Source organism: Duganella sp. SG902 (assembly GCF_013376005.1).
Lineage (GTDB): Bacteria > Pseudomonadota > Gammaproteobacteria > Burkholderiales > Burkholderiaceae_D > Rugamonas.
On the sequence record NZ_JABMJK010000025.1, the window covers coordinates 19,658 to 43,997 of the forward strand.

Sequence of the window (24,340 nt, forward strand, 5' to 3'; positions counted from 1 at the left end):
GCGAAGGCGGGAACCCATAGAACATGTGAGCCGTGTTTGCGCTTGCGTTCTATGGATTCCGGCCTTCGCCGGAATGACGACCGTCCATGGTGTTGGCGATACGGGTGGCGATGGACTGCGCCAGCAGGTGGATGTGATAGCCGTCCACGAAGCCGTGGTGCGCCTGCACCGACATCGTCACCGTTAGCTTGCCATCCTCACGCGGATCGCAGAAACGGCCCCACGCCAGCGATGGAATATCGTAATCCTTGTGCTCATAAATCGGATGCTCGATCGACGTCAGCTTCAGCCACGGCATGCAGGTGATGTGGATATTGCGGCGCTTATCGTAATCGCTCAAGTCTTCCGACCTGTTGATGATCCTGGTGCTGACCTCCGCCACCTTCTTCGCCTCCACACTGCGGGCGATAAACGCCTGCAAATCCGGCGTCATCTCAAAGCGCGCAAAGTTCAGATTCTGATCCTGATTGATGACCGTGTATGACGCCCAGAAATCCTTAATCTTGATCACCTCGCCCTTGTGGACGCGGTACATGAAGTTGTCGATGCCCTCCAGCGCGTGCAGCACGTGGTACAGGAAGAAATGAAACGGCGGCAACCCATGTTCCTTGCAGAAAGGCCGGAACTCCGGCACCTCCAGCTCAAAGCTCAGGTTGACGAGTGGTTTTTCGAACGACGCAAAAGCCTCGTACCGGTCGCGGCGTTTTTCAAAATTTTGCATGAGTGTTGCTACGGTTAAGGATGGCGCGGGCCGCTTTCGCGGCGGGGGTTTTAAATTTGGCGGTTTCGCGCAGCGCCGGCAGTAATGGCCTGACCAGTGCGCTCAGGCGTTGTTCGGCGTCTTTGCGATCTGTGAGCGTATCCAGTTCGCCAAGCAGTTCATGTATGTTGAGTATTTTATGCTCTAGCTCGTCGGGCGGTAAGCTGGCCAGCAGTTCGCCTAGCTTGTCGGCGCCAGTTTGTGCGGCTGTAGGCGCCTCGATGATGAGTCGCCACAATACGCGTCGCACGCAGCGCCGGTCCTCGGCATCGCCTTCCTCGCTGAACTGGAATAGGTCTTTTAGCGCTGGCAGGTCTGCCGGGTCGATGCTGTGCGGCGCGCCTCCGGGCGGGGAGAAGTACTCACCGTCGTATCGCAGCGGCATGGCGCAGGCGATGTCACGAATTTTTTGCTTGTCACGCTGGAACAGCGCTTTCGTCAGCATGTTGAAGCCGGCGCAGACATTTCCGCTTGCGCTGGCCAGGTTAATTTCTTCGGTGCCTGCCAAGCGCAGTTTATCTTCCACCTCCAGAAAACCGGCCCAGCCACGTAGCGTGCGCGGACCGTCGGTAATGTCGCAGTCCGTGTAGATCAGATCTTTCCCGTTCCCGCTGGCTGTGGCGCCAAAATCGCGTTCATCGCAAATGGATGGCTCGTAGCGTACTTCTGTGTACTTGCCATCAGGGACGCGACGCGATTCTGAGAAGTACGTGACGCCATCGCTATAGGTTTGCAGAGTGTCAGGCAAAGTAAAGCTGAACTCCTGAACGATTGCTGGCTGCGGGCGGCCGCAACTCCCCTGACCGGTCATCAGGGGTAGCATTTGCTGCCGCGGCTGACCGGTCAGCTGCAGCTGGAAATTGAGGTCTGCCTCTGTCAATACAGCATTGTCGATGGTGACTTGAACTTCCTTCGCGTACGCCCAGCCTGAACTCTTCTTGTTGTAGCTGATTTTGTATTGGCGGCCCGGCTTGAAACCGTCCACTGGCGCGACGCGCATCAATCGCCGGGCCTCATGGCGTAGTTTGGTGATGTCGACGAGCTTCCCTTGGTGCATCAGCGTGCTTACCGAAGGACGTTTTTTGGCTCGCCGGTATTGCTGTTCGTCCGCTGTGTGGGCGAAGCGATACGAGCGTCTGCCATTCATTCCTGGTTCTTCGCGCTGCTCAAAATCAGGCCATGAAAATGCGACTGGCAGGGAGTCTGGCTGCGTGTTCGATGTGATGCTGAATGCCGATGGCGAAATTGGGCTGACTTCTCCGCTGTATAGGATTCCGTCGTCGTCATGGCCCAGGTATTCAAGTGCCAATGGTGGCGGCAGGAACAAGACGCCGCGCGCGTTTGCAGGCAGATGGGTCAGCTTTGCATGCACGAAGCCTGACTGATGTGATGGCAGGCAGGAGCAGGCGATAGCCGCATTGTCAAATAATAGAGCGGCTACTAAGGCAATCGCAAACCTCATGGCTTTGCCCGCGCGGCGACTTCGGCTTGTAAAGTGATGTGGTCGATACCGTGCTTTTCCAGCAGCATGGCTTTGATGTTGTGCAGGATATCCGGCCAGTGCGCCAGGTCGGTGATTTCGACGTGGCCGATCAGGGCCGGCTGGCCGGGCGACATGTCCCAGACATGCAGGTCGTGGACGGAGCAGATGCCGTCCAGCCGCTCCAGATCGGCACCCACCTTCACGTAGTCGATCTGCTCGGGTACGCCCCCCATCAGGAAATGGTAGGACTCGCGCAGCACGCCGACGGTGGATTTCAGGATCAGCAGCGCCACGAACAGCGACAGCAGCGGGTCGATCTGCATCCAGCCGGTGTAGTAGATCACCGCGCCCGATACCAGTGCCGCCACCGAGCCCAGCAGGTCGCCCAGCACGTTGACCAGCGCCGCGCGGGTGTTCATATTGCTGTCGCCGCGCGAGAGCATCCATGCCAGCACCAAGTTGATCACCAGGCCCAGCGCGGCCACCACAAACACCGTGGCGCCGTGCACTTGTTCCGGATGGGTGAAGCGGCTGATGGCCTCATAGGTGATCCAACCCACCAGCAGCAACAGCACCAGGCTGTTGACGAACGCGGCCAGCGCCTCGGCGCGGCCGAAGCCGAAGGAGTGGCGCGCGGAAGGCGGGCGCTTGGCGATGATCTGCGCCAGCAAGGCCAGGCCCAGCGCGGCGGCATCGGTCACCATGTGGCCGGCATCGGAAATCAGCGCCAGCGAGTTGGACATGAAACCGGTCACCACTTCCACCACCGCAAAACCCAGCGTCAGCGCCAGCGACCACGCCAGCACCGACTGGCTGCGCTGGACGGTGTAGTGCTGGTAGTGGGCATCGCCGTCGCGATGTTCGTGCAGGTGGGCGGAAGGGGATGTGTCGGCTTGCATAAGCGGCGCGTCGAGTGGGAATAACCACAGTTTAATGCAAGCCAGTAACCCCTGCTTTGCGGTTCTCATAGGAGAAATAGAAATGTTTCCCATGATTACCCTTGTTTTTCTTCGGATCGCTCTCTATAATGCTGGTCTTCGGGCGGTTAGTTCAGCTGGTTAGAATACTTGGTCGACATCCAAGGGGTCGGGGATTCGAATTCCTCACCGCCCACCAGAATTCGTAGTAAAGTAAAATTTAAAGCAGTACCCACGGGCGGTTAGTTCAGCTGGTTAGAATACTTGGTCGACATCCAAGGGGTCGGGGATTCGAATTCCTCACCGCCCACCAGACATCTGTAAGAGCGAGAAAGGCAATCACGGTTATGACACCGCGAACTACTACCAAGCTTTGGGAGTGACGCTAGTCAACGGGATTCTTTTGCTTGTCAAAAAGAGAAAAACGCGGCTAGCCCGCGTTTTTTTTCGTCCAAATTTTTCCAACATCGTTTTCAATCTCCGGAGATCACTATGATTTCAGTTCGCCTTCCTGATGGTTCCGCCCGCGAATTCGACGGCCCGGTTACCGTGGCCCAAGTGGCGTCCAGCATCGCCACCAGCCTCGGCAAGGCCGCACTGGCCGGCAAGGTCGATGGCAAAGTTGTGGATACTTCTTACCTGATCGACAAGAACGTCGACCTGTCCATCGTTACCGATAAAGACCCGGAAGGTCTGGACGTGATCCGCCACTCGACCGCGCACTTGCTGGCCTACGCCGTCAAGGAGCTGTTCCCGGACGCGCAGGTGACCATCGGCCCGGTGATCGAAAACGGCTTCTACTATGACTTCTCGTACAAGCGCCCGTTCACGCCTGACGATCTGGCCGCCATCGAAAAGAAAATGGCCGAGCTGGCCAAGAAGGATGAGCCGGTCACCCGCAAGGTGCTGCCGCGCGACGAGGCCGTTGCGTACTTCAAGTCGATCGGTGAGAACTACAAGGCTGAAATCATCGCTTCGATTCCGGCCAATGAAGATGTGTCCCTGTACAGCGAAGGCAACTTCACCGACCTGTGCCGCGGCCCGCACGTGCCATCGACCGGCAAGCTGAAAGTCTTCAAGCTGATGAAGCTGGCCGGCGCCTACTGGCGCGGCGACAGCAAGAATGAAATGCTGCAGCGCGTGTACGGCACCGCCTGGACCAAGAAGGAAGACCAGGAACAGTACCTGCACATGCTGGAAGAAGCGGAAAAGCGCGACCACCGCAAGCTGGGCAAGCAGTTGGACTTCTTCCACTTCCAGGACGAGGCGCCGGGCCTGGTGTTCTGGCATCCGAAAGGCTGGACCATCTGGCAACAGGTGGAGCAGTACATGCGCAACAAGTACCAGGTCAACGGCTATCAGGAAGTGAAGGCGCCGCAAATTCTGGACGCCAGCCTGTGGGGCAAGACCGGCCACTGGGACAACTACCGCGAAAACATGTTCGTGACGGAGTCGGAAAACCGCTCGTACGCGCTGAAGCCGATGAACTGCCCGGGCCACGTGCAGATCTTCAACAGCAATATGCGTTCGTACCGCGACCTGCCGCTGCGCTACGGCGAATTCGGTCAATGCCACCGCAACGAGCCCTCGGGCGCGCTGCACGGCATCATGCGCGTGCGCGGCTTCACCCAGGATGATGGCCACATCTTCTGCACCCACGAGCAGATCCAGCCGGAAGTGGTGGCTTTCCACACGCAAGCGATGGAAGTGTATTCGGATTTCCACTTCCACAATATCGAAGTCAAGCTGGCGCTGCGCCCGGACAACCGCATCGGTTCCGACACCATCTGGGACGAGGCTGAAGAAGCGCTGCGCGCCGGCCTGCGCGCCTGCGGCGTGACCTGGACCGAGCTGCCGGGCGAGGGCGCGTTCTACGGTCCGAAGATCGAGTACCACCTGAAGGATTCGCTGGGCCGCCCATGGCAGGTCGGCACCATGCAGGTCGACTTCTTCATGCCGGAGCGCCTGGGGGCCGAGTACGTGGCGGCCGACAACACCCGCCAGGTGCCGGTCATGCTGCACCGTGCGATCGTCGGTTCGATGGAGCGTTTCATCGGCATCCTGATCGAGAACTATGCCGGCGCGCTGCCGGCCTGGCTGGCGCCGGTGCAGGTGTCGGTGCTGAACATCTCGGATGCGCAGGCCGACTACGTGCAGCAAGTGGCTGAAAAGCTGCGCCGCAGCGGGTTCCGCGTACAGACCGATTTGCGCAACGAGAAAATAAACTATAAAATACGCGAACATTCCGTCCAAAAACTGCCGTACATCCTCGTGGTGGGCGACAAAGAACGGGATGCCAACACCGTCGCCGTGCGGGCACGGGGCAATGTCGATCTGGGCGTCATGTCCGTCGACGCCCTGATAGAGCGACTTCAGCAAGACGTCGCCAACAAGGCCTGATCGCACTGGCATTTCATTAGATTTTAAAAGGAATCACCATAGCTACTGACAAGTCGCATCGCATCAATGGCGAAATCACTGCCCCTGAAATGCGTTTAACTGGGGTCGATAACGAGCCGCTCGGTATCGTGACTTTGGCCGAAGCCTTCCGCCTGGCGGAAGCGGCGGACGTCGACCTGGTTGAGATCGCGCCGAACGCGGTCCCGCCGGTCTGCCGTCTGATGGACTACGGCAAATTCAAGTATTCGGAGCAGAAAAAGGCTCACGAAGCGAAATTGAAGCAGAAAGTCATCTCCGTGAAGGAAGTCAAATTCCGTCCGGGCACCGATGACGGCGACTACAATATCAAGCTGCGTAACCTGATCAAGTTCTTGGAAGACGGTGACAAAACCAAGATCACCCTGCGCTTCCGTGGCCGCGAGATGGCGCACCAGGATATTGGTTTCCGTATGCTGGAACGCCTGAAAGCCGACCTGGAGCCGCATGGCCAGGTCGAGCAGTTCCCCAAGATGGAAGGCCGCCAGATGATCATGGTGCTGGCGCCGAAGAAAAAGAAATAATAAGTTAGCAATACCCCGTCATTCCCGCGCAGGCGGGAATCCATAGAACGCGTGCCCGCACGCTCAGCATGGATTCCCGCCTTCGCGGGAATGACGTTTTTGGGCCGCTGAATTTCAAGTTCACATTCCTCACATTCTGAGTTATACTATTCGGCTGTAGTAAATGTAGTGGACTCGCATCCGCTGCACAAACAAGTGAGAGCAGGCATCTAAGCGTGACACTGGGTCACCACCTGTAATCCTGTTTAATAGGAGCTGTCCGAGAGGGCAGAATATCTATGCCAAAAATGAAAACCAAGAGCTCCGCGAAAAAGCGTTTTCGCGTGCGTCCAGGTGGTACCGTTAAATCGGGTATGGCTTTCAAACGCCACATCCTGACCAAGAAGACGACCAAGAACAAGCGTCAACTGCGCGGCACCCGTAACATCGATGCGACCGACGTCCAGCGCGTCTACGCAATGATGCCATCCGCTTAATCTCACACTCATTTAAGGAGCTACTATGCCTCGAGTAAAACGTGGGGTTACTGCGCGTGCCCGTCATAAAAAAGTACTGAACCTGGCCAAAGGCTATCGCGGCCGTCGCAGCAAGGTATACCGTATTGCCAAGCAAGCAGTGATGCGCGCTGGCCAGTACGCCTACCGCGACCGTCGTAACAAGAAGCGCGTCTTCCGCCGCCTGTGGATCGCTCGTATTAACGCCGCTTCCCGTGAGCACGGCGTTACCTACAGCGCATTCATGAACGGTCTGAAGAAAGCTTCGATCGAACTGGACCGTAAAGTCCTGGCCGATATGGCAGTGATGGACAAGCCAGCGTTCGCTGCGATTGTCAACGTCGTTAAAGCTAAAATCGCTGCTTAATTTTTAAGCGCGGATTTACGCCAAAGAACGGGGCAAGGGTCAAACCTGTGCCCCGTTTTTGATTCAAGGATAAGAAAAACGCATGGACTCCCTGGAACAACTCGTCGCCTCAGCAGTGCAGGATTTCGACGCGGCCAAAGACGACGCCGCCGCACTGGAAAACGCCAAAGCCAAATACCTGGGCAAGACCGGCCAGATTACCGAATTGATGAAGGGCCTGGGCAAGCTCGACCCGGACGCCAAGAAGGCGCAGGGTGCGCTGATCAACGCCGCCAAGCAGCAGATCGAAGCCGCGCTGACCGCGCGCCGTGATGCGCTGGCCGAAGCCCAGCTGCAAGCCCGTTTGAACGCCGAGGCGATTGACGTCTCGCTGCCTGGCCGCGGTCGCGCCGGCGGCGGTATCCACCCGGTGATGCGTACCTGGGAGCGGGTGGAAGCGATCTTCCGCTCGATCGGTTTCGACGTGGCCGACGGCCCGGAAATCGAGACCGACTGGACCAACTTTACCGCGCTGAACAGCCCGGAAAACCATCCTGCGCGTTCCATGCAGGACACCTTCTACATCGAGGGCAACGACAGCCAGGGCAAGCCACTGCTGCTGCGTACCCACACCTCGCCGATGCAGGTGCGCTATGCGCGCAACAACAAGCCGCCGATCAAGGTGATCGCGCCGGGCCGTACCTACCGCGTCGACAGCGACGCCACCCATTCGCCTATGTTTCACCAGGTGGAAGGCCTGTGGATCGCCGAGAACATCAGCTTTGCTGACCTCAAGGGCGTGTACCTGAACTTCGTCAAGGCCTTCTTCGAGACCGACGATCTGCAGGTGCGCTTCCGTCCATCGTACTTCCCGTTCACCGAGCCGTCGGCCGAGATCGACATCGCGTTCGGCTCGGGTCCGCTCAAGGGCCGCTGGCTGGAAGTGTCCGGCTCGGGCCAGGTGCACCCGACGGTGGTGCGCAATTTTGGCCTGGACCCTGAGAAGTACATTGGTTTCGCGTTCGGCTCCGGCCTGGAGCGCCTGACCATGCTGCGCTACGGGATCAACGACCTGCGCCTGTTCTACGAAGGCGATCTGCGTTTCCTGAAGCAGTTCAACTAACGGACACCACCGTCGTCCCGGCGAACGCCGGGACCCATGCTGAGCATGCGTTCCATGGGTACCGGCGTGCGCCGGTACGACGCGCAAACGATAACTAAAGGTTTGATTATGCAATTCTCTGAAAATTGGCTGCGTACCATGGTCGATCCGAAGATGACTTCGGATGAACTGGCCCATCTGCTGACGATGTCCGGCCTGGAAGTGGAAGAAGTGGAACCTGTCGCGCCGCCGTTCTCCAACGTGGTGGTCGGCCACGTGCGCGAAATGATGAAGCACCCGAACGCCGATCGCCTGAACGTCTGCCAGGTGGACGTCGGCACCGGCACCTTGCTCAACATCGTCTGCGGCGCGCCCAACGTGCGCCCGGGCCTGAAAGTGGTGTGCGCCATGGCCGGCGCCGTGCTGCCGCCGGGCGCCGATGGCAAGCCGTTTGAAATCAAGGTCGGCCAGCTGCGCGGCGTCGAGTCGCAAGGCATGCTGTGCTCGGCCAAGGAACTGAAACTGTCGGAAGAGGGCAGCGGCCTGCTGGAACTGCCGGACGACGCCCCGGTCGGCAAGAACTTCCGCGACTACTACGCGCTGAACGACCTCAAGTTCACCATCAAGCTGACCCCGAACAAAGCGGACTGCCTGTCGGTGCTGGGTGTGGCACGCGAAGTGTCGGCTCTGACCGGCGTGCCGCTGAACGCGCCGACCTTCCGTCCGGTGGCCGTCAATCTTGACGAAAAACTGCCGGTGAAAATTTCGGCGCCGGACCTGTGCGGCCGTTTCTCGGGCCGCGTGATCCGCAACCTGAACGCCAAGGCCGCCACGCCCGACTGGATGAAGCAGCGCCTGGAGCGCAGCGGCCAGCGCTCGGTGTCGGCGCTGGTGGACATCTCCAACTACGTGATGCTGGAACTGGGCCGTCCGACCCACGTGTTCGACCTGGCCAAGATCCACGGCGGCCTGGACGTGCGCTGGGGCCGCAAGGGCGAATCGCTCAAGCTGCTGAACGGTAACACTATCGAGATCGACGAGTGGGTCGGCGTGATCGCCGACGACAAGGAAATCGAGTCGCTGGCCGGCATCATGGGCGGCGACGCCACCGCCGTGTCGCTGGAAACCGAATCGATCTACCTGGAAGCCGCATTCTGGTGGCCGAACGCCATCCAGGGCCGCGCCCGCAAGTACAACTTCTCGACCGACGCGGCGCACCGTTTCGAGCGTGGCGTCGACTACGCCACCACCGTCGAACACATTGAGCGCATCACCTCGCTGCTGGTGGAAATCTGCGGCACGCCGAACACGCAAGTGGGCCCGGTGGACGACCAGATCGTCAACGTACCGCAGCGCGAGCCGGTCAAGATGCGCACCGCGCGCGCGCAGAAAGTCATTGGCGTGGCGCTGGACGACAAGGTGATTGGCGACATCTTCACCCGCCTGGCGCTGCCGTTCACGCTGGAGGATGGCGTGTTCTCGGTGACCGCGCCGTCGTACCGCTTCGACATCGAGATCGAGGAAGACCTGATCGAGGAAGTGGCTCGCGTGTACGGCTTCGAGAACATCCCGACTGTGGCGCCGGTGGCGGCCAACACCATGATCATCGCGCCGGAGAACACCCGTTCGCTGTTCGCGGTGCGCCACCAGCTGGCCGATCTGGGCTACCAGGAAGTGGTCAACATGAGCTTTGTGGAAGCCGCCTGGGAGCAGGACTTCGCCGGCAACAGCAACCCGATCAAGCTGCAAAACCCGATCGCCAGCCAGCTGAGCGTGATGCGTTCGACCCTGGTCGGCAGTCTGGTGGCCAACGTCCGTTACAACCTGAACCGCAAGACCAACCGCGTGCGCGCGTTTGAAATCGGCGCCATCTACCAGCGCGACGACAGCGTGGCCGACGGCCCGCTGACCGTGGCCGGTTACCACCAGCCTAAGCGCGTGGCCGGCATCGCCTACGGCAGCGTGGCGGACGAGCAGTGGGGCCAGGCCACCCGCGCGGTCGATTTCTTCGACGTCAAGGCTGACCTCGAGCATCTGTTCGCGCCGCTGCAGCTGCGCTTCGTCAAGGCCGAGCATCCGGCGCTGCACCCAGGCCGTTCGGCCCATGTGCTGCTGGACGGCAAGGTGATTGGCTTCATTGGCGAGTTGCATCCGCGCTGGCTGCAGAAATACGAGCTGCCCAACGCGCCGGTGGTGTTTGAAGTCGAGGCGATTGCCTTGCAGCAACGACCTGTGCCAGAATATGAAGAAATCTCCAAGTTCCCGGGCGCAACCCGCGACTTGGCTGTGGTAGTCAAGCAAGATGTTCCGGCACAGCATTTGCTGGACGCATTTAATGCTGCTGTGCAAGCGGTTCCACAAGGCAAGATTGTGCAAGCCATTGTTTTGTTTGATGAATATCGTGGCAAAGGTTTGGAGGCAGACGAAAAATCGCTTGCTTTCCGCTTTAGCTTGCAAGATACTCAAAACACGCTGCAAGACGACGTGGTGGAGGCTGTGATGGCCGCCGCCGGCGACGCCGCCAGGCAAAACCATGGCGCGCGCTTGCGCTCGTAAGCGTTGCATTTTTGACTAATCGGGAGTCCGGCCTGTGCCGGACTTGTTCATTTTTGATATAAGGCAGGGCTGGAAAATTAATAACAACGACGTTGATTCCGCCGTACTCCAATCCGCATTGGCTGCCGATCTGCACCGGGCCATGCAGGTTGCCAAGGTGCGCCAGGATGCGGAAAAAGATTTGCCCACGCTGACCAAGGCGGAACTGGCCGAACTGTTGTTCGAGCAGGTCGGTCTGAACAAGCGCGAGGCCAAGGACATGGTGGAGACCTTCTTTGACGAGATCCGCAACGCGCTGGAGCGTGGCGAAGCCGTCAAATTGTCCGGTTTCGGCAACTTCCAGCTGCGCGACAAGCCGCAGCGGCCAGGCCGCAACCCGAAAACCGGCGAGGAAATCCCGATCACGGCGCGCCGCGTCGTGACCTTCCACGCCAGCCAGAAACTCAAGGGCATGGTGGAAGAGAGCAATCCGATGGCGCGCGCCGCCTGAACCGGAGCTGAGCCGCGATGAACGATCGTCTCGCCAAGTCCGAATTGGTCGTCCTGCCGCCGATTCCGGCCAAGCGCTACTTCACGATCGGCGAAGTGAGCGAGCTGTGCGGCGTGAAGCCGCACGTGCTGCGTTACTGGGAACAGGAGTTCACCCAGCTCAAGCCGGTCAAGCGCCGCGGCAACCGCCGCTACTATCAGCACCACGAGGTGCTGCTGATCCGCCGCATCCGCGAGCTGCTGTACGAACAGGGCTTCACCATCAGCGGCGCCCGCAACAAGCTGGACAGCCGGGGCCACGCCGGCGCCGGGCAGGAAACGGGCGCGGCCGACCACGGCGCGCCGGCGGCCGAGCTGCCGCCGCTGGATCGCGAAATGATCCGCGCAGAATTGCTGGCCATCCTCGACCTGCTTAAACAAGGCTGAAAAGGGTCGCGCACCGCAGGCGCAAAGCGCGGCTGGCGAGATGATTGCTGCTATACTTTCAATATTATTCGATTATCAGCGCAAGCTGATGCACGGTGGCGGATAGCCCGGCACGACCGGGCACGACGAGAGGAAACAATGATACGCGTTGCCATTTGTGACGACCATCAAATTGTAAGAGCAGGCTTTAAACAGATTTTTTCGTCCTCGGATGACTTCGAGGTGGTGGCGGAAGCCGGTACCGGCCGCGAGGCGCTGGATATCGCCCGCCGCGAAATTTGCGACGTGCTGTTGCTCGATATCGCCATGCCCGATCAGAGCGGCATCGACACCTTGCGCACCATACGCCAGGGGCAGCCGGACTTGCCGGTCCTGATCCTGTCCGGTTATCCGGCGCAGCAGTACGCGCTCAACCTGTTCAAAATGGGTGCCAACGGCTACCTGAACAAGGAGTGCGAGGCCGACGAGCTGATCACCGCGGTGCGCACGGTGTACCAGGGGCGCCGCTACGTGAGTTCGCAGGTGGGCGAGCTGCTGGCGCAAAGCTTCGACCGCGACCCGAACACCGCGCCGCACACGGAACTGTCGGACCGCGAGTTCCAGGTGTTCCTGCGCCTGGCGCGCGGCGCCACCGTGTCGGACATCGGCGTGGCGTTGTCGCTGAGCATCAAAACCGTGAGCACCTACCGCACCCGCATCATGGAAAAGATGGGTATGCAGTCCAACTCCGACCTGACATACTATGCGATGAAGAACAACCTTCTCGACTAAGCGCACGCTTGCCGGTGTGCGCTAGCGCACTGATTTTTCTTCCAGTCTATAATTTGCCTGCCTACACTGTGAAGGAAATGGATGTATTTCACCGTCGAAACAGCGCCACACCACCGCTTGCCGCTGTACAAGACCCTCTTGTGCGTGACTTGCGCGCTGCTGCTGATCGTCAACGGTTTCAGCCTGTTTAATAATTTGCAAGCGCTGCGCGGCGCGCAGGTCCTGCTCAGCCAGACCGCGCGCGTGGCCGACCGCCTGCAATACCTGAACGTGCTGGTGCTGGATGCCGAGAGCAGCATGCGCAGCTATTTCCTGTCCGGCCGCGAGGCTTACCTCGGCCCGACCCGCACCGCGCTGGCCGACAGCGAAACCGAATTCAGGGAGCTGGAAAAGCTGCTGGCCGACAGTCCGACGCAGCTGAAGAACCTGGCGCAGCTGCACACGCTGGTGCGCCGCCGCCTGAGCATCATGAGCCAGGCGCTGGACGTGTACCGTGACGGCGGCTTGCAGGAAATCGTCAAGATCGCCAAGCTCAGCGACGACCGCGCCAGCATGGACGAGATCCGCCTGCTGGTGGTCATCATGGAGCAGGAGCAGAATGAAACGCTGAACGCGCGCAGCGCCATGTTCTACCAGGAATACCAGAAGGCGGTCATGCTGGGGGTGGGCATCAACGTGGTGGCCATCCTGGTGCTGATCATGTTCTACCAGATGGTGCGGCGCAGTTTCGCGCACCGCGCGGCGGTCGAGCACGCGCTGCAGTCGGCCAACGAGAACCTGGAATCGACCGTGCAACAGCGTACCGAACAGCTTTCCGTGCTGTCGCGCCACCTGATCAGCATCAGCGAGGAGGAGAAGGTGCGCTTGTCGCGCGAGCTGCATGACGAGCTGGGCGCCAACCTGACCTCGATCAGCATGGATATCGCGGCCGTCACCCAGCAACTGCGCAAGACCCATCCGGAACTGGCCGAGCAGCTCAAGCGCGCGCGCGGCACGCTGGTGGAAACGGTGGAGATGAAACGCCGCATCGTCGAGAATTTGCGCCCGAGCTTGCTGGACAACCTGGGCCTGTGTGCGGCCATCGAGAGTTATTGCCAGGAATTCAGCCGCTTGTCGCAGGTGCGCTGCGACTGCGACGTGGCGGCCGAGATCGAGGCGCTGACGCCGCGCTCGGGCGATCTGTCGATCGCCTTGTTCCGTATCGTGCAGGAATCGCTGACCAATATCCGCAAGTACGCCAAGGCCAGCCGGGTGACCGTGACCCTCAACCGCAACGGCGAGGGCTTGATGCTGCGGATTATCGACGACGGCATCGGCATCGCCTCCGACACCATCATCAAGCCGATGTCGCACGGCCTGCTGGGCATGCGCGAACGGGCCTTGCTGCTGGGCGGCACGCTGAACATCCGGCGCGGCCGCAATGACACCGGCACTTGCATCGAGGTGGCGATCCCGCTGCGGGAGCGCCCACCCGAGGCCGACAAGCGCATCGCGCTGCCGCCGGCCATCAGCGAAGTGATCAGCAGCGCGCTACATCAACGCGCAGACGATCAAACTCCGTCTTCGCCACCTTATAGCACTCGCCCGCATACGCCTCCAAGCCTGAGCGATCAAGCACAGTGATGTTGCCGCGGCGGTAGGTGATCAGGCCGTCGTCCTGCAGCTTGCCGGCGGCGGCGGTGATGCTTTCACGGCGCACGCCGAGCATGATGGAAATCATTTCCTGGGTGACCTTCAGCGCGTTCGACGGCGAGCGGTCGAGGCGGTCCAGCAGCCAGCGGCACAGTTTTTGTTCGATCGAGCTGTGGCGGCCGCCCACGGCGTTCTGCGCCATTTGCGCGAACAGCGCGGTGTTGTAGCGCATCAGCAGGGCCGGCAGCGAGCCGCCCTTGGCGAAGGCGTCGCGCAGATGCTGGGCCTTCAGGCGGTAGCCGTAGCCGGCCGCCTGCACCACGGCGCTGCACATGGCGCGTTCGCCTTCGAACAGCGAGACGCCCACCACACCCTCATGGCCGACCACCGCGATCTCGGTGGTGGCGCCGTCTTCCATCACATACAGCAGCGAGACGATGGCGGTGGTGGGGAAGTGCACGTATTCCATCTGCGTGCCGAATTCAAACAGTTCTTTGCCAAATGGCAGTTGTACCAGTTCCAGATGTTCAAACAGGGATTCCAGTACTTCGCGCGGCAGGGCGGCAAGTAATTCGTTCTGCTGGGCGCCGCTTAGGGAGGCGGCGCGGGGCGCGAGTTTGGTCGTCATGGTGATCCTCATAAAGCAAGTTACGTGTTGACGTAACTTTATGAGGATTGTTAATTGGCGAACATAAGATCAAGGGACGCCCAAATGTAGGCGCAAGACATGCGCGTTTGTAGTCCTGGTCCTACAAGGGCCACTGTCTTTCTCGGAGAGGCAGCGGCATAATGGCATAACTCCCGACGATGTGGCGCACGATTATGCATGTACTGGTGGTGGAAGACGATGCGGTATTGGCCGACGGCTTGAGCCGCGTGCTGGGCAGCCACGGCATGGTGGTGGAGGTGGTCGGCAACGGCGCCCAGGCCGACCAACTGCTGCAGCGCGGCGCCGCCGCCGAGGTGGTGGTGCTCGACATCGGCCTGCCCGGCATGGACGGTTTCGAGGTGGTGCGCCGCCTGCGCGCGCGCGGCAGCGCCGTGCCGGTGCTGTTGCTGACGGCGCGCGACGCGGTCGAGGACCGGGTGCGCGGGCTGGAGCAGGGCGCCGACGACTACCTGGTCAAGCCGTTCGCCACCGCCGAGCTGGTGGCGCGCGTGAAGGCGCTGGCGCGGCGCCACACGCCGCCGCAGACGGCGCTGGCGATGGGCCGGCTGTCGCTGGACGTGGCCGCCAAGCGCGCGCGCGTGGGCGACAAGGTGGTGGAGCTGTCGGTGCGCGAATGGGCGGTGCTGGAATTCCTCCTGCAACATCCGTCGCGCGTGGTGTCCAAGCAGCAGATCATCGACGCCATCCTGCCCTGGGGCGACGACCTGAGCCTGAACGCGGTGGAAGTCTACATCTCGCGCCTGCGGCTGAAGATCGCCGACGGCGGCGTCACCATCCGCACCATCCGCGGCTTCGGCTACATGCTGGAGCCGGGCGCATGAGCAGCATCCGCCTGCGCCTGCTGAAGTGGGTGATCCCGCCGGTGCTGCTGATGAACCTGGGCGCCGGCGCGCTGGCCTACACGCTGGCCTCGCCGCACCTGCGCGAGGCGGTGCTGCGCACGCTGATCCTGGTGGAGATCGTGATCGGGCTGGGCTGCGTGGGCCTGATCTGGTTCTCGGTCAGCAATGGCTTGCGGCCGCTGAGCCGGCTGCGCGCCGACCTCAACGCGCGCGACGGCGACGACCTGGCGCCGCTGGCGGCCGACGCCGTGCCGTATGAGCTGGAACCGCTGGTGTCCTCGTTCAACGGCCTGCTGGCCAAGGTGGGTGAGGGCGCGCAGGCGCGCCAGGATTTCCTCGCCAACGTGGCGCACCAGTTGCGCACGCCGCTGGCCGGCCTCAAGACCCAGCTCGAATGGCTGGGCGCGCGCCATGCCGAGCCGGAAACCGTGCAGTCGGTGCGCCTGATGCTGTCCGCCACCGAGCGCATGATACGCCAGACCAACCAGCTGCTGGCGCTGGCCCGGGCCGAGCCGCAGCATTTTGAAAAGGCGCGGCTGGAGCCGCTGGCGCTGGACGCGCTGGTGGCCGAGGCGGTGCAGGGCTTTGTCGACCAGGCCACGCTCAAGTCGATCGACATCGGCTTCGACCTGGCGCCCGCCACCGTCACCGGCGACCGCTTCCTGCTGCGCGACCTGATCGACAACCTGATCGACAACGCCATCCGCTACACCCCGGTCCACGGCGCGGTGACGGTGACCGTGCGGCCCGGCCTGCTGACGGTGGAGGACAACGGCCCCGGCATCCCCTCGGCCATGCGCGAGCAGGTGTTCAGCCGCTACGTGCGGCTGGACGACAAAACCCATGGCAGCGGCCTGGGCCTGGCCATCGTGCGCGACATCGCCACCGTCCACGGCGCCAAGCTGAGCATTTCCGATCCCGCCAGCGGCCGCGGCGTCCTGTTCACGGTGAAATTTCCCTGAATTTGTGCGCTTGTCAGGGGTCTGTCAGGATTTCCTCAGGGAAATGACAGACAGGCGGGCTACACTGCAACTCATCAGATTCCGGCATGAGGAGCAGCGCGATGAAACGCATCCAGCAAGGTTTCACCCTGATCGAGGTGATGATCACGGTGGCCATCGTCGGCATCCTGCTGGCCGTGGCGGTGCCGGCCTACAGCGACTACGTCACGCGCGGCCGCCTGAGCGAGGCCTTCACCGCGCTGGGCGGGGCGCAGCCGGCCGCCGAGCAGTACTGGTCCAACAACCGCACCTACGTCAACTTTGACGGCTCGCCCGGCTTCCCGGCCGCCACCCCCAACTTCACCTACGCGCTGAGCAACGCCACCACCTCCACCTACACCATCACCGCCACCGGCACCGGCAAGATGGCCGGCTTCGTCTACACCCTGAACGAGAGCGGCACACGCGCCACCGCCGGCAGCCCAACCGGCTGGGGCACCAGCACCTCGTGCTGGGTCGACCACAAGGGCGGGGTATGTTCCAACTAGCGCGCCAGGCCGGCTTTACGCTGATCGAGCTGCTGGTCACCATCACCATCTTCGGCATCATGCTGGCGATCGGCATCCCCAACGCCAGCAACTGGCTGCTGACCAACCGCGCGCGCAGCGCCAGCGAGTTCTACGCCGAGGGCTTCAGCATGGCGCGCCGCCAGGCGGTGTCGCACAACGCGTTCAGCCGCATCTCGCTCACGCCCAACGTCAACACCGGGCAGATGGACTGGCAGGTCGACATCTGCTTCGTCGGCGCCGATACCGCCTGCGCGCCCGGCGACGACAGCTGGTCCACCACCGCCGCGCCGGCCGCCAACGACCCCGAGGGCGCGGCCGGCTTCCGCTCCATCTTCCGCGCCGCCGATTCGCTGCCATCGTCCGAGGTGCTGCTGCCGACCACGCTGCCGGCCGGCGCCTCGCAGGTGTACTACACCGCCACCGGCTGGGTCGACACCACGTTCGCGCCGCGCCTGACGCAGCTGCGGCTTGATCCGTCCACCCAGTACGCGCACAACGTGCCGGTGGTGGCGCTGGTGGTCACGCTGGCCGGCATGGCCACCAAGTGCGACCCGACGTTGGCCGCCACCGATAACCGGGCCTGCCCGCCATGAACGCCATCGCCGCCCGCCGCCAACACGGCATCGCTTTGCTGGAAGTGATGCTGGCCATCGTCATCCTCGGCATCGGCCTGCTGGGCACGGTGGGCTTGCAGGCGCGCGCCTACTCGGCGCTGTCGGACGCCGGCATGCGCGCCGAGGCCACGCTGGCGGCGGAAAAACTGATCGGCGTGATCAACGCCGACCTGCCGAATATCGCCCAGTACAACCTGGCCGAGGGCGCCACGCCCAACACGCAACTGGCGGCCTGGGCCACCGAGACGCGCCGCAACATCCCGGGCGCGACGCTGTCGGTGCAGGTGCAGGACCAGCCGGCCCAGAACCGCTACCAGGTCGATATCTCGATCCGCTGGCAGCGCAAGGCGCGCAGCGAGCAGAATCGCCACCGCGTCACCTCCTACATCGCGCGCTGACATGAGGACGCCCGCCCGACATCGCCGCCACGGCTTCTCGCTGGTCGAACTGATGGTCAGCGTGGTGATCGGCCTGCTGGCGCTGCTGTTCGCCACGCGGCTGGTGATTAGCGGCGAAGCCAACAAGGACGCCGCCGTCGGCGGCTCCGACTCCATGCAAAACGGCATGCTGGCCATGTTCTCGCTGAGCGGCGACGCCGCCACCGCCGGCTGGGGCCTGAACGACCGCACCGTGGCCGGCTGCAACACCGTCTTCAGCGACCAGCGCGGCTACCAGCTGCTGGGGGCCAAGCGGGACGGCGTCGACGTCACGCCGCTGGCGTCGGTGGTGATCCAGTCCAATGGCACGGCGCCGGACGTGATCTCGTTCAACAGCGGCAGCGCCAACGCCGGCGTCGGCTCCATCATGATGACGGCCGACTACGGCGGCGAAAGCTTTGTGGTCAGCGCCCAGCGCGGCCCCTACGGCTACAACCCCGGCGACGTGCTGGTGGTGGCGCCGCAGGCGCCGGACCGGCCGTGCACCGTCATGCAGATGGCCGGCCTGAACCCGGCCGTCGGCCGCGAGGCCGAGTTCCTGCTGGCCGGCGGCCCCCAGTTCCGCTACAACGCCGCCGCCAGCATGGCGCAGGGCTATGCCAAGAACGTCACCTTCATGTACAACCTCGGCCAGCCGGACCTGCTGCACTTCCATACCTGGTCGGTGCGGAACGGCATCCTGCTGCTGCGCGCCACCGACCTGGCCGGCGCCGAGCTGGCGGGCGCCGCGGTGGCCGACAACATCGTCTCGATCAAGGCGCAATACGGCTTCGACAACCGCGCGCTGCCCAACTACGATCCCAATCCATCCGGCAACGGCACGCAAATGGTGGCCACCGCCAACGGCGGCATGCAGATCACGGTCTGGAGCCCGACCATGATCGACGCCGACAACGACGGCGTCAACGGCGGCCCCGGCGATTATCAGCGCATCACGGCGGTGCGCATCGCGGTGGTGGCGCGCAGCAAGACGATCGAAAAGCCGGCGCCGGGCGGCGCCTGCGGCGCCACCACGGCACAGCCGACCGTGTTCGGCAACGCCGTGCCGTCCGGCGTGGCCCCGGTGCCGATGCAGGTCAACGTGGCGGTCGGCGGCGACACCATCGATTGGAAGTGCTATCGCTACCGGGTGTTCGAGACCATCGTGCCCATTATTAATTCCCAGTTCCGGCCATGAAACAGCTCCGATATCAGCGCGGGATTGCCTTGCCGATCATGCTCATCATGCTGGCGGTGATGATGGTCAGCAGCATTTACCTGCTCAAGTCCAGCACCTCCAGCACGCTGACCACCTCCAACCTGGCCTACGAGGCGGCCCTGACCAAGGCCGCCGACGCCGGCCTGCACGCCGGCTTCACCTACCTGCGCACGGTGCCGAACAAGAACCTGCTGCTGACCGACCAGGCGGCCGCAGGCTATGTGGCGACCCTGCCGCCCAACTGGACGGTCGGCAACCCCAACTTCTGGCTGGGCGCCGTCACGCTGCCGCCCGACACCGACGGCAACCGCGTGCAGTACGTGATCCACCGCATGTGCAACCTGCCGGGCGCCTATGACGAAAACAACAACCGCTGCCAGCTGACCGCGCCGCGTCCCGGCACCACCGGTCCGCGCGCGCTGGGTGAAACACTGAAAGTCGACGCTTCCAACCTGGCCGTCGCGGCGCAGATCCACTACGTGGTGACGGCGCGGGTGTTCGGCCCGCGCGGCGGCAACGTGATGACGCAGGCCGTCATCATGAAAGGTCCCTGAGGAATCATCATGAAAAAGCTACTTATCCTGCTGGCCTGCCTGATCGCGTCGCCGGCCTGGGCCGCGCCGACCCAGATCGCGCAAGTGCCGCTGCTGAACATCACCGGCACCGGCACCGTCAAGCCCAACCTGATGCTGCTGTTCGACAATTCCGGCTCGATGGACCAGACCTACACGCCGGACTACGTCAACGACAGCCTGTGCCGCAGCAGCGTGTCGCTGCAGGCCGGCGTGATGGCCTGCAACGTCGGCCACCCGCCGTTCATGAGCCCGGACTTCAACAAGCAATACTACAACCCGGCCATCCACTACCAGGTGCCGATCAGGTCGGACGGCAGCTACTATCCCGAGCAAAACGCCGCCAACACCGGCAACTGGACCGTGGTCAGCAACGACGGCTTCGGCGCCCGCCGCGCCGACCTGTTCGGCAACACCGGCAGCAACAACATCAACCTGGTGAGCGGCTTTCCGGACTTGAAGTGGTGCACCACCAGCAGCAGCGGCGTGTGCCAGTTCAACACCTCGACCTACAGCTATCCGGACGCCACCTACCGCTCGCCGGTGGACATCACCACCGGCCCGTACTACTACACCATCGGCGTGGGCCAGTACTGCGCCGATGACACCATGAAGAACTGCAAGTCGACCAGCATCGGCGCGACGGCGCCGGCCGGCTACCCGGTGCCGGTCAAGGTGCGCTGGTGCAGCGACCGGCTGCTGACGCAGTGCCAGGGCAAGCGCGTGGGCAGCTTCATCTACCCCAGCTATTCGGCGCCGGCCGGCGCGGTGGCCTCGTACGGCACCATCGCCATCGGCGCCTCGGCCGGCGCCGGTTCGCTCAGCATCACCAACATCGCGATCGCCGAACCTAGCGGCAGCGTCAACATCACCAGCGGCAGCATGACCGCCAGCACCGGCACCAACACCGCGCTCAAGCAGCAGACCCTGGCCAGCACGGTGGCCGCCAACATCATCGCCCGCAACACCACCAACCAGAACTATGCCTGCGTCAAGACGCCGACCGGCCAGCCGAGCGTGCCGGCCTGCAGCGTGTTCGGCATCACCCTGACGGCGGAGAACGTGGTGGCGGTGGTGCCGGTCGTCTGCACCGGCGCCAAGAACCTGACCAACTGCGTGACCGTCAGCGACAGCTCGCGCGCCGGCTGGGGCTTCACCGTCACCGCCAGCACCACCCGCATCGCGCCGGCCTACGTGACCTTCAGCGGCACCACCGCCAACAGCGGCTCGCCGGCCATGGACCTCAGCAAATACAACGGCAACAACCTGTACAGCACCAGCATGGCGATCGGCCGCAACCAGACGGCGGCGCAGGTGGCGGCGCTGTTCGTCGCCAAGATCGGCACCGGCGGCACCTACAAGGCCTATGCCGGCACCAACAGCAATTGCGTCAACACGCTGCCGGCCAACAGCGTGTGCGTGGTCGACAGCGGGGCGCTGACCAACACCGGCGCGCTGACCATCGGCGCGGTGACCAATCCCGGCTCGCTGACGTCCAGCGCCACGGCCGCCATCATGGACACCATCCCGACCACCACGGCGGCGCTGTCGGCCGGCTCCGGCGCGCCCAATCCGTTCGTGCGGGTGAACATCGTCAGCGGCCAGACCTATCCGAAATCGGTGGACCGCACCGACTGCGCCGGCGCCACCTGCACCTACGCCGAGGAGATGACCAACTTCGCCAACTGGTACGTCTACTACAAGAGCCGCCTGCAAATGATGAAGACCTCGGTCGGCATCGCGTTCTCGCCGATCACGGCCAACTACAAGGTCGGCTACGTCAAGCTGTCCAACGCCGGCGCCGGCGGCGCCATCGACCTGAAGCCGGCCGACTTCACCGGCAGCGCGCGCTCCACCTGGTACAACACGCTGTACGCCACCACCACCTCGGGCTCGACGCCGATCCGCACCGCCATGGACAACGTCGGCCGCATGTTCGCCAACCTCACGCCGTACAACTACGCCAGCGGGCAGGAGGTGGTGCAGTACCCGTGCCAGCCGAACTTCCTGATCCTGACCACGGACGGCTACTGGAACGGCGCCACCACCAACAACGTGGTCAACAACGACAACGTGGAAAACAGCGCGCGCTTCTGCAGCATCTCGTCCGGCTGCGTCGACAAGCGGGCGCAGAGCCAGCCGTCGATCGCCGACGTGGCGCTGCACTGGTACAACGGCGGCTCCAGCACCGGCACCGTGTCGCTGCGGCCGGTGCTGGAACCGGACATGACCAGGCCCGGCTCGGTGCCCGCCGCCAACGGCGAGAACACCCATTTGCACATGAACACCTACACGCTGGGCCTGGGCGTGGACGGCGTGATGACCTATGAAGCCAACTACGACACCGCGCCCAAACCGGGCGGCGACTTCTACAACCTGATCACCCAGGCGCCCACCGGCTGCCCGTGGAATGGCGGCGGCGCCTACGTCTGGCCCGATCCGGACGTGACCAACACTGCCAGCACCGTGCAGGAGCGGGTGGACGACCTGTGGCACGCGGCCATCAACGGCCATGGCAAATACTTCAGCGCGCAGGATCCGAAAGACGTGGTGAGCGGCCTGCGCGAGGCGCTGTCGAACATGCAGGTGCGCACCGGCGCGGCGGCGGCGGCGGCCACCTCGACCCCCAACATCACGCTGACCGACAACGACATCTTCTCGGCCACCTTCACCACCGTGCGCTGGTACGGCGAGCTGACCGACCGCAAGATCGACACCACCTCCGGCGAGGTGATCAAGACGCCGACCTGGAGCACCAGCACCACCGTGGGCAAATCGATCGCCACCCGCAAGATCAAGATGATGCAGGCCGCGCAGGCGCCCGGCACCGATCCGGTCGAATTCACCTTCGACAATATGGACGCCGCCGCCAGGCTGTGGTTCGCCAACAAATGCGGCGTCCTCAACCAATGCACCTTGCTGTCGGCGGCCGACAAGGCCACCGTCAACAGCGGCACCAACATGGTGAACTGGCTGCGCGGCGTGCAGGATTACGCCGACGACAACCTGTTCCGCGCCTACAGCACCACCACCGACGCCAGCGGCGCCACGGTGCCGATCGTGATTGGCGACATCGCCTCGTCCAAGCCGGCCTACCTGCGCGAGCCGCACAACAACTATCCGGACACCGCCTACGCCGACTACAAGACCGCCTACGCCAACCGTCCGGGCACCGTGTTCGTGGCGGCCAACGACGGCATGCTGCACGCCTTCGACGGCGCCACCGGCAACGAGCGCTGGGCCTACGTGCCGCGCATCGTCATGAGCAAGATGGCGGCGCTGGCCAGCACCACCTACGGCACCAACCACCAGTTCACCGCCGACGGCTCGCCGGAGGTGGCGGACGTCAAGATCGGCGGCCAGTGGCGCACCATGCTGGTGGGCGGCCTGAACGCGGGCGGCCGCGGCTACTACGCGCTGGACGTGACCGACCCCACCGCGCCCAAGGTGATGTGGGAGCTGTGCGCCGACGCCGCCGTCTGCCCGCAGCACAACGACCCTGACCTGGGGCTGAGCTTCGGCAACCCGCAGTTCGGCATCTGGCAGGACAAGTGGGTGGTGTTCCTGACCTCCGGCTACAACAACATCCCCGGCACCGACGGCGTGGGCACCGGCACCGGCAACGGCGTGTTGTACATCGTCGACGCGGCCACCGGCGCCATCCTGGCGCGCGCCAGGACCAACTCCGGCGACACCACCACGCCGTCCGGCCTGGCCAAGATCACCGCCATCAGCAGCGATCCGCTGGCCGACGCCAAGGTCACCTACGTCTACGGCGGCGACGTGCTGGGCGCGATGTGGCGCTTCGACCTGACCGCCACCAGCGGCGCCATCTCGGTGCTGAAGATGGGCGACGCCGGCGTCAGCAAACCGATCACCACGCGTCCGGACGTGACCCAGTGCGGCGTGCCGATCACCAGCACCGACGCCAGCGGCGTGACCAGCACCCGGACCAGCGCGGTGCGGATGGTGCTGTTCGGCACCGGCCGGCTGCTGGACGTGCCCGACACCTCCAACACCGACGTGCAGACCCTGTTCGCCTTGAAGGACAGCGGCACCGCGCTGGGCAGCATCCCGACCTCCAACCTGGTGCAGCAGGTGCTGAGCGTGCAGGGTTCCTCAAGCAACTCGGTCACCTACGCCATCACCGACACGCCTGTGGACCTGTCGCAGAAGGACGGCTGGTACTTCCACTGGAACCTGAACGCCGGCGAGCGCATGAACCTCGATCCGCAAATCGTCAGCGGCGTGGCCAACGTCATCACCAACATCCCGTCCTCGTCGTCGGCGTGCTCGGTGGGCGGCACCAGCAACCTGTATCAGGTGGACGTGTGCACCGGACAGGGCGTGAACGGCGACCCGGCCGGGTCCACGCTGTCCAGCACCTCGGCGGCGGTGGGCTTCATCATCGTGCGCCTGCCGAGCGGGCAGCTGAAACTGATCACCACCTTCGCCGACGGCAGCAACGCCACCAGCCGCACCAAGGAACTCGACACGGCCGAGGCGCACCGGGTCGGATGGCGTCGTATTAAAGGAGAATAAAGGGTATAATCGAGGGTTT

22 protein-coding genes and 2 tRNA genes are annotated in these 24,340 nt (G+C 63.2%); 20 read left to right on the forward strand and 4 right to left on the reverse strand.

The genetic code is table 11. The features are described 5' to 3' along the window. Positions 1 to 49: 49 nt before the first annotated feature. The 3 genes from FHW83_RS29105 to FHW83_RS29115 are packed head-to-tail and all read right to left on the reverse strand — an operon-like array spanning position 50 to position 3,142. Positions 50 to 721 (reverse strand): CatA-like O-acetyltransferase, encoded by a 672-nt coding sequence (locus tag FHW83_RS29105; protein WP_176649859.1) that lies wholly within the window; start codon positions 719 to 721, stop codon positions 50 to 52. Then, entirely contained in the window at positions 708 to 2,222 is a 1,515-nt protein-coding gene (locus FHW83_RS29110) for a hypothetical protein (protein ID WP_176649860.1), read from the reverse strand. Before FHW83_RS29110 ends, FHW83_RS29105 begins: the two co-directional genes overlap by 14 nt. Continuing rightward, positions 2,219 to 3,142 carry a cation diffusion facilitator family transporter gene (locus FHW83_RS29115; RefSeq protein ID WP_176649861.1) on the reverse strand — a complete coding sequence of 308 codons (924 nt, stop codon included), beginning with the start codon at positions 3,140 to 3,142 and terminating at the stop codon, positions 2,219 to 2,221. Before FHW83_RS29115 ends, FHW83_RS29110 begins: the two co-directional genes overlap by 4 nt. A 140-nt stretch (positions 3,143 to 3,282) precedes the next feature. On the opposite strand from FHW83_RS29115, the gene FHW83_RS29120 reads away from it, so the two are divergent. From FHW83_RS29120 to FHW83_RS29175, 12 genes are all read left to right on the forward strand, one after another. Then, positions 3,283 to 3,359, forward strand: a tRNA-Val gene (locus tag FHW83_RS29120). A 37-nt stretch (positions 3,360 to 3,396) separates the two neighbouring features. Continuing rightward, a tRNA-Val gene (locus tag FHW83_RS29125) sits at positions 3,397 to 3,473 on the forward strand. Positions 3,474 to 3,652: 179 nt separating this feature from the next. Continuing rightward, positions 3,653 to 5,560 carry a threonine--tRNA ligase gene (gene thrS / locus FHW83_RS29130; protein ID WP_176649862.1) on the forward strand — a complete coding sequence of 636 codons (1,908 nt, stop codon included), beginning with the start codon at positions 3,653 to 3,655 and terminating at the stop codon, positions 5,558 to 5,560. Positions 5,561 to 5,580: 20 nt separating this feature from the next. Next, positions 5,581 to 6,120: a translation initiation factor IF-3 gene (infC, locus tag FHW83_RS29135; protein ID WP_373997285.1), complete on the forward strand. Its 540-nt coding sequence runs from the start codon at positions 5,581 to 5,583 to the stop codon at positions 6,118 to 6,120. A 278-nt stretch (positions 6,121 to 6,398) separates the two neighbouring features. Next, the gene (gene rpmI / locus FHW83_RS29140; protein WP_056156036.1) at positions 6,399 to 6,596 is read left to right on the forward strand and encodes a 50S ribosomal protein L35; all 198 of its coding nucleotides are present in this window, start codon (positions 6,399 to 6,401) and stop codon (positions 6,594 to 6,596) included. Between the two features lie 25 nt (positions 6,597 to 6,621). Continuing rightward, complete coding sequence (gene rplT / locus FHW83_RS29145; RefSeq protein WP_092271776.1) at positions 6,622 to 6,981, forward strand: 50S ribosomal protein L20; 360 nt, start codon at positions 6,622 to 6,624, stop codon at positions 6,979 to 6,981. Positions 6,982 to 7,063: 82 nt separating this feature from the next. Beyond that, positions 7,064 to 8,083, forward strand: a complete 1,020-nt coding sequence (gene pheS, locus FHW83_RS29150) for a phenylalanine--tRNA ligase subunit alpha (protein WP_176649863.1) — start codon at positions 7,064 to 7,066, stop codon at positions 8,081 to 8,083. 108 nt (positions 8,084 to 8,191) lie between these two features. Continuing rightward, positions 8,192 to 10,618, forward strand: a complete 2,427-nt coding sequence (gene pheT / locus FHW83_RS29155) for a phenylalanine--tRNA ligase subunit beta (RefSeq protein WP_176649864.1) — start codon at positions 8,192 to 8,194, stop codon at positions 10,616 to 10,618. Between the two features lie 142 nt (positions 10,619 to 10,760). Continuing rightward, positions 10,761 to 11,108 (forward strand): integration host factor subunit alpha, encoded by a 348-nt coding sequence (locus tag FHW83_RS29160; protein ID WP_019919772.1) that lies wholly within the window; start codon positions 10,761 to 10,763, stop codon positions 11,106 to 11,108. 17 nt (positions 11,109 to 11,125) lie between these two features. Beyond that, positions 11,126 to 11,533, forward strand: a complete 408-nt coding sequence (locus tag FHW83_RS29165; protein WP_176649865.1) for a MerR family transcriptional regulator — start codon at positions 11,126 to 11,128, stop codon at positions 11,531 to 11,533. A 138-nt stretch (positions 11,534 to 11,671) separates the two neighbouring features. Further along, on the forward strand, positions 11,672 to 12,304 hold the full coding sequence (locus tag FHW83_RS29170; protein WP_176649866.1) for a response regulator transcription factor: 633 nt from the start codon (positions 11,672 to 11,674) through the stop codon (positions 12,302 to 12,304). Between the two features lie 81 nt (positions 12,305 to 12,385). Continuing rightward, on the forward strand, positions 12,386 to 13,927 hold the full coding sequence (locus tag FHW83_RS29175) for a CHASE3 domain-containing protein (RefSeq protein WP_176649867.1): 1,542 nt from the start codon (positions 12,386 to 12,388) through the stop codon (positions 13,925 to 13,927). Here FHW83_RS29175 and FHW83_RS29180 read toward each other — a convergent pair. Further along, positions 13,824 to 14,564 (reverse strand): Crp/Fnr family transcriptional regulator, encoded by a 741-nt coding sequence (locus FHW83_RS29180; RefSeq protein ID WP_176649868.1) that lies wholly within the window; start codon positions 14,562 to 14,564, stop codon positions 13,824 to 13,826. The two genes, FHW83_RS29175 and FHW83_RS29180, sit on opposite strands and share 104 nt — an antisense overlap. 194 nt (positions 14,565 to 14,758) lie before the next feature. Here FHW83_RS29180 and FHW83_RS29185 point away from each other — a divergent pair, with 194 nt between their 5' ends. The 8 genes from FHW83_RS29185 to FHW83_RS31200 all read left to right on the forward strand — a co-directional run bounded on the left by FHW83_RS29185 (position 14,759) and on the right by FHW83_RS31200 (position 24,321). Continuing rightward, complete coding sequence (locus FHW83_RS29185; protein WP_176649869.1) at positions 14,759 to 15,427, forward strand: response regulator transcription factor; 669 nt, start codon at positions 14,759 to 14,761, stop codon at positions 15,425 to 15,427. Then, positions 15,424 to 16,410 (forward strand): HAMP domain-containing sensor histidine kinase, encoded by a 987-nt coding sequence (locus FHW83_RS29190; protein ID WP_176649870.1) that lies wholly within the window; start codon positions 15,424 to 15,426, stop codon positions 16,408 to 16,410. The genes FHW83_RS29185 and FHW83_RS29190 overlap by 4 nt, the downstream gene beginning before the upstream one ends. A 101-nt stretch (positions 16,411 to 16,511) precedes the next feature. After that, entirely contained in the window at positions 16,512 to 16,937 is a 426-nt protein-coding gene (locus tag FHW83_RS29195; RefSeq protein ID WP_176649871.1) for a type IV pilin protein, read from the forward strand. Then, positions 16,925 to 17,551 carry a Tfp pilus assembly protein FimT/FimU gene (locus FHW83_RS29200; protein ID WP_176649872.1) on the forward strand — a complete coding sequence of 209 codons (627 nt, stop codon included), beginning with the start codon at positions 16,925 to 16,927 and terminating at the stop codon, positions 17,549 to 17,551. Before FHW83_RS29195 ends, FHW83_RS29200 begins: the two co-directional genes overlap by 13 nt. Next, the gene (locus FHW83_RS29205) at positions 17,548 to 17,970 is read left to right on the forward strand and encodes a prepilin-type N-terminal cleavage/methylation domain-containing protein (RefSeq protein ID WP_176649873.1); all 423 of its coding nucleotides are present in this window, start codon (positions 17,548 to 17,550) and stop codon (positions 17,968 to 17,970) included. The genes FHW83_RS29200 and FHW83_RS29205 overlap by 4 nt, the downstream gene beginning before the upstream one ends. A gap of 1 nt (position 17,971) precedes the next feature. Beyond that, the gene (locus FHW83_RS29210) at positions 17,972 to 19,186 is read left to right on the forward strand and encodes a prepilin-type N-terminal cleavage/methylation domain-containing protein (RefSeq protein WP_176649874.1); all 1,215 of its coding nucleotides are present in this window, start codon (positions 17,972 to 17,974) and stop codon (positions 19,184 to 19,186) included. Then, the gene (locus FHW83_RS29215; RefSeq protein WP_176649875.1) at positions 19,183 to 19,761 is read left to right on the forward strand and encodes a hypothetical protein; all 579 of its coding nucleotides are present in this window, start codon (positions 19,183 to 19,185) and stop codon (positions 19,759 to 19,761) included. Before FHW83_RS29210 ends, FHW83_RS29215 begins: the two co-directional genes overlap by 4 nt. Before the next feature lie 9 nt (positions 19,762 to 19,770). Further along, positions 19,771 to 24,321, forward strand: coding sequence for a pilus assembly protein (locus tag FHW83_RS31200; protein WP_176649876.1), 4,551 nt, complete (start codon positions 19,771 to 19,773; stop codon positions 24,319 to 24,321). The last annotated feature ends 19 nt before the right edge of the window (positions 24,322 to 24,340 follow it).

Bases quoted from the DNA above. Each gene is read 5' to 3' on its own strand.
- rpmI (WP_056156036.1), top strand. From the start codon at position 6,399: ATGCCAAAAATGAAAACCAAGAGCTCCGCGAAAAAGCGTTTTCGCGTG.
- FHW83_RS29165 (WP_176649865.1), top strand. From the start codon at position 11,126: ATGAACGATCGTCTCGCCAAGTCCGAATTGGTCGTCCTGCCGCCGATT.
- FHW83_RS29195 (WP_176649871.1), top strand. From the start codon at position 16,512: ATGAAACGCATCCAGCAAGGTTTCACCCTGATCGAGGTGATGATCACG.
- FHW83_RS29160 (WP_019919772.1), top strand. From the start codon at position 10,761: ATGCAGGTTGCCAAGGTGCGCCAGGATGCGGAAAAAGATTTGCCCACG.
- FHW83_RS29190 (WP_176649870.1), top strand. From the start codon at position 15,424: ATGAGCAGCATCCGCCTGCGCCTGCTGAAGTGGGTGATCCCGCCGGTG.
- FHW83_RS29210 (WP_176649874.1), top strand. From the start codon at position 17,972: ATGAGGACGCCCGCCCGACATCGCCGCCACGGCTTCTCGCTGGTCGAA.
- FHW83_RS29205 (WP_176649873.1), top strand. From the start codon at position 17,548: ATGAACGCCATCGCCGCCCGCCGCCAACACGGCATCGCTTTGCTGGAA.
- FHW83_RS29105 (WP_176649859.1), bottom strand. From the start codon at position 721: ATGCAAAATTTTGAAAAACGCCGCGACCGGTACGAGGCTTTTGCGTCG.
- FHW83_RS29215 (WP_176649875.1), top strand. From the start codon at position 19,183: ATGAAACAGCTCCGATATCAGCGCGGGATTGCCTTGCCGATCATGCTC.
- thrS (WP_176649862.1), top strand. From the start codon at position 3,653: ATGATTTCAGTTCGCCTTCCTGATGGTTCCGCCCGCGAATTCGACGGC.
- FHW83_RS29115 (WP_176649861.1), bottom strand. From the start codon at position 3,142: ATGCAAGCCGACACATCCCCTTCCGCCCACCTGCACGAACATCGCGAC.
- FHW83_RS29175 (WP_176649867.1), top strand. From the start codon at position 12,386: ATGTATTTCACCGTCGAAACAGCGCCACACCACCGCTTGCCGCTGTAC.
- FHW83_RS31200 (WP_176649876.1), top strand. From the start codon at position 19,771: ATGAAAAAGCTACTTATCCTGCTGGCCTGCCTGATCGCGTCGCCGGCC.
- pheT (WP_176649864.1), top strand. From the start codon at position 8,192: ATGCAATTCTCTGAAAATTGGCTGCGTACCATGGTCGATCCGAAGATG.
- FHW83_RS29185 (WP_176649869.1), top strand. From the start codon at position 14,759: ATGCATGTACTGGTGGTGGAAGACGATGCGGTATTGGCCGACGGCTTG.
- FHW83_RS29180 (WP_176649868.1), bottom strand. From the start codon at position 14,564: ATGACGACCAAACTCGCGCCCCGCGCCGCCTCCCTAAGCGGCGCCCAG.
- FHW83_RS29170 (WP_176649866.1), top strand. From the start codon at position 11,672: ATGATACGCGTTGCCATTTGTGACGACCATCAAATTGTAAGAGCAGGC.
- FHW83_RS29110 (WP_176649860.1), bottom strand. From the start codon at position 2,222: ATGAGGTTTGCGATTGCCTTAGTAGCCGCTCTATTATTTGACAATGCG.
- pheS (WP_176649863.1), top strand. From the start codon at position 7,064: ATGGACTCCCTGGAACAACTCGTCGCCTCAGCAGTGCAGGATTTCGAC.
- FHW83_RS29200 (WP_176649872.1), top strand. From the start codon at position 16,925: ATGTTCCAACTAGCGCGCCAGGCCGGCTTTACGCTGATCGAGCTGCTG.
- rplT (WP_092271776.1), top strand. From the start codon at position 6,622: ATGCCTCGAGTAAAACGTGGGGTTACTGCGCGTGCCCGTCATAAAAAA.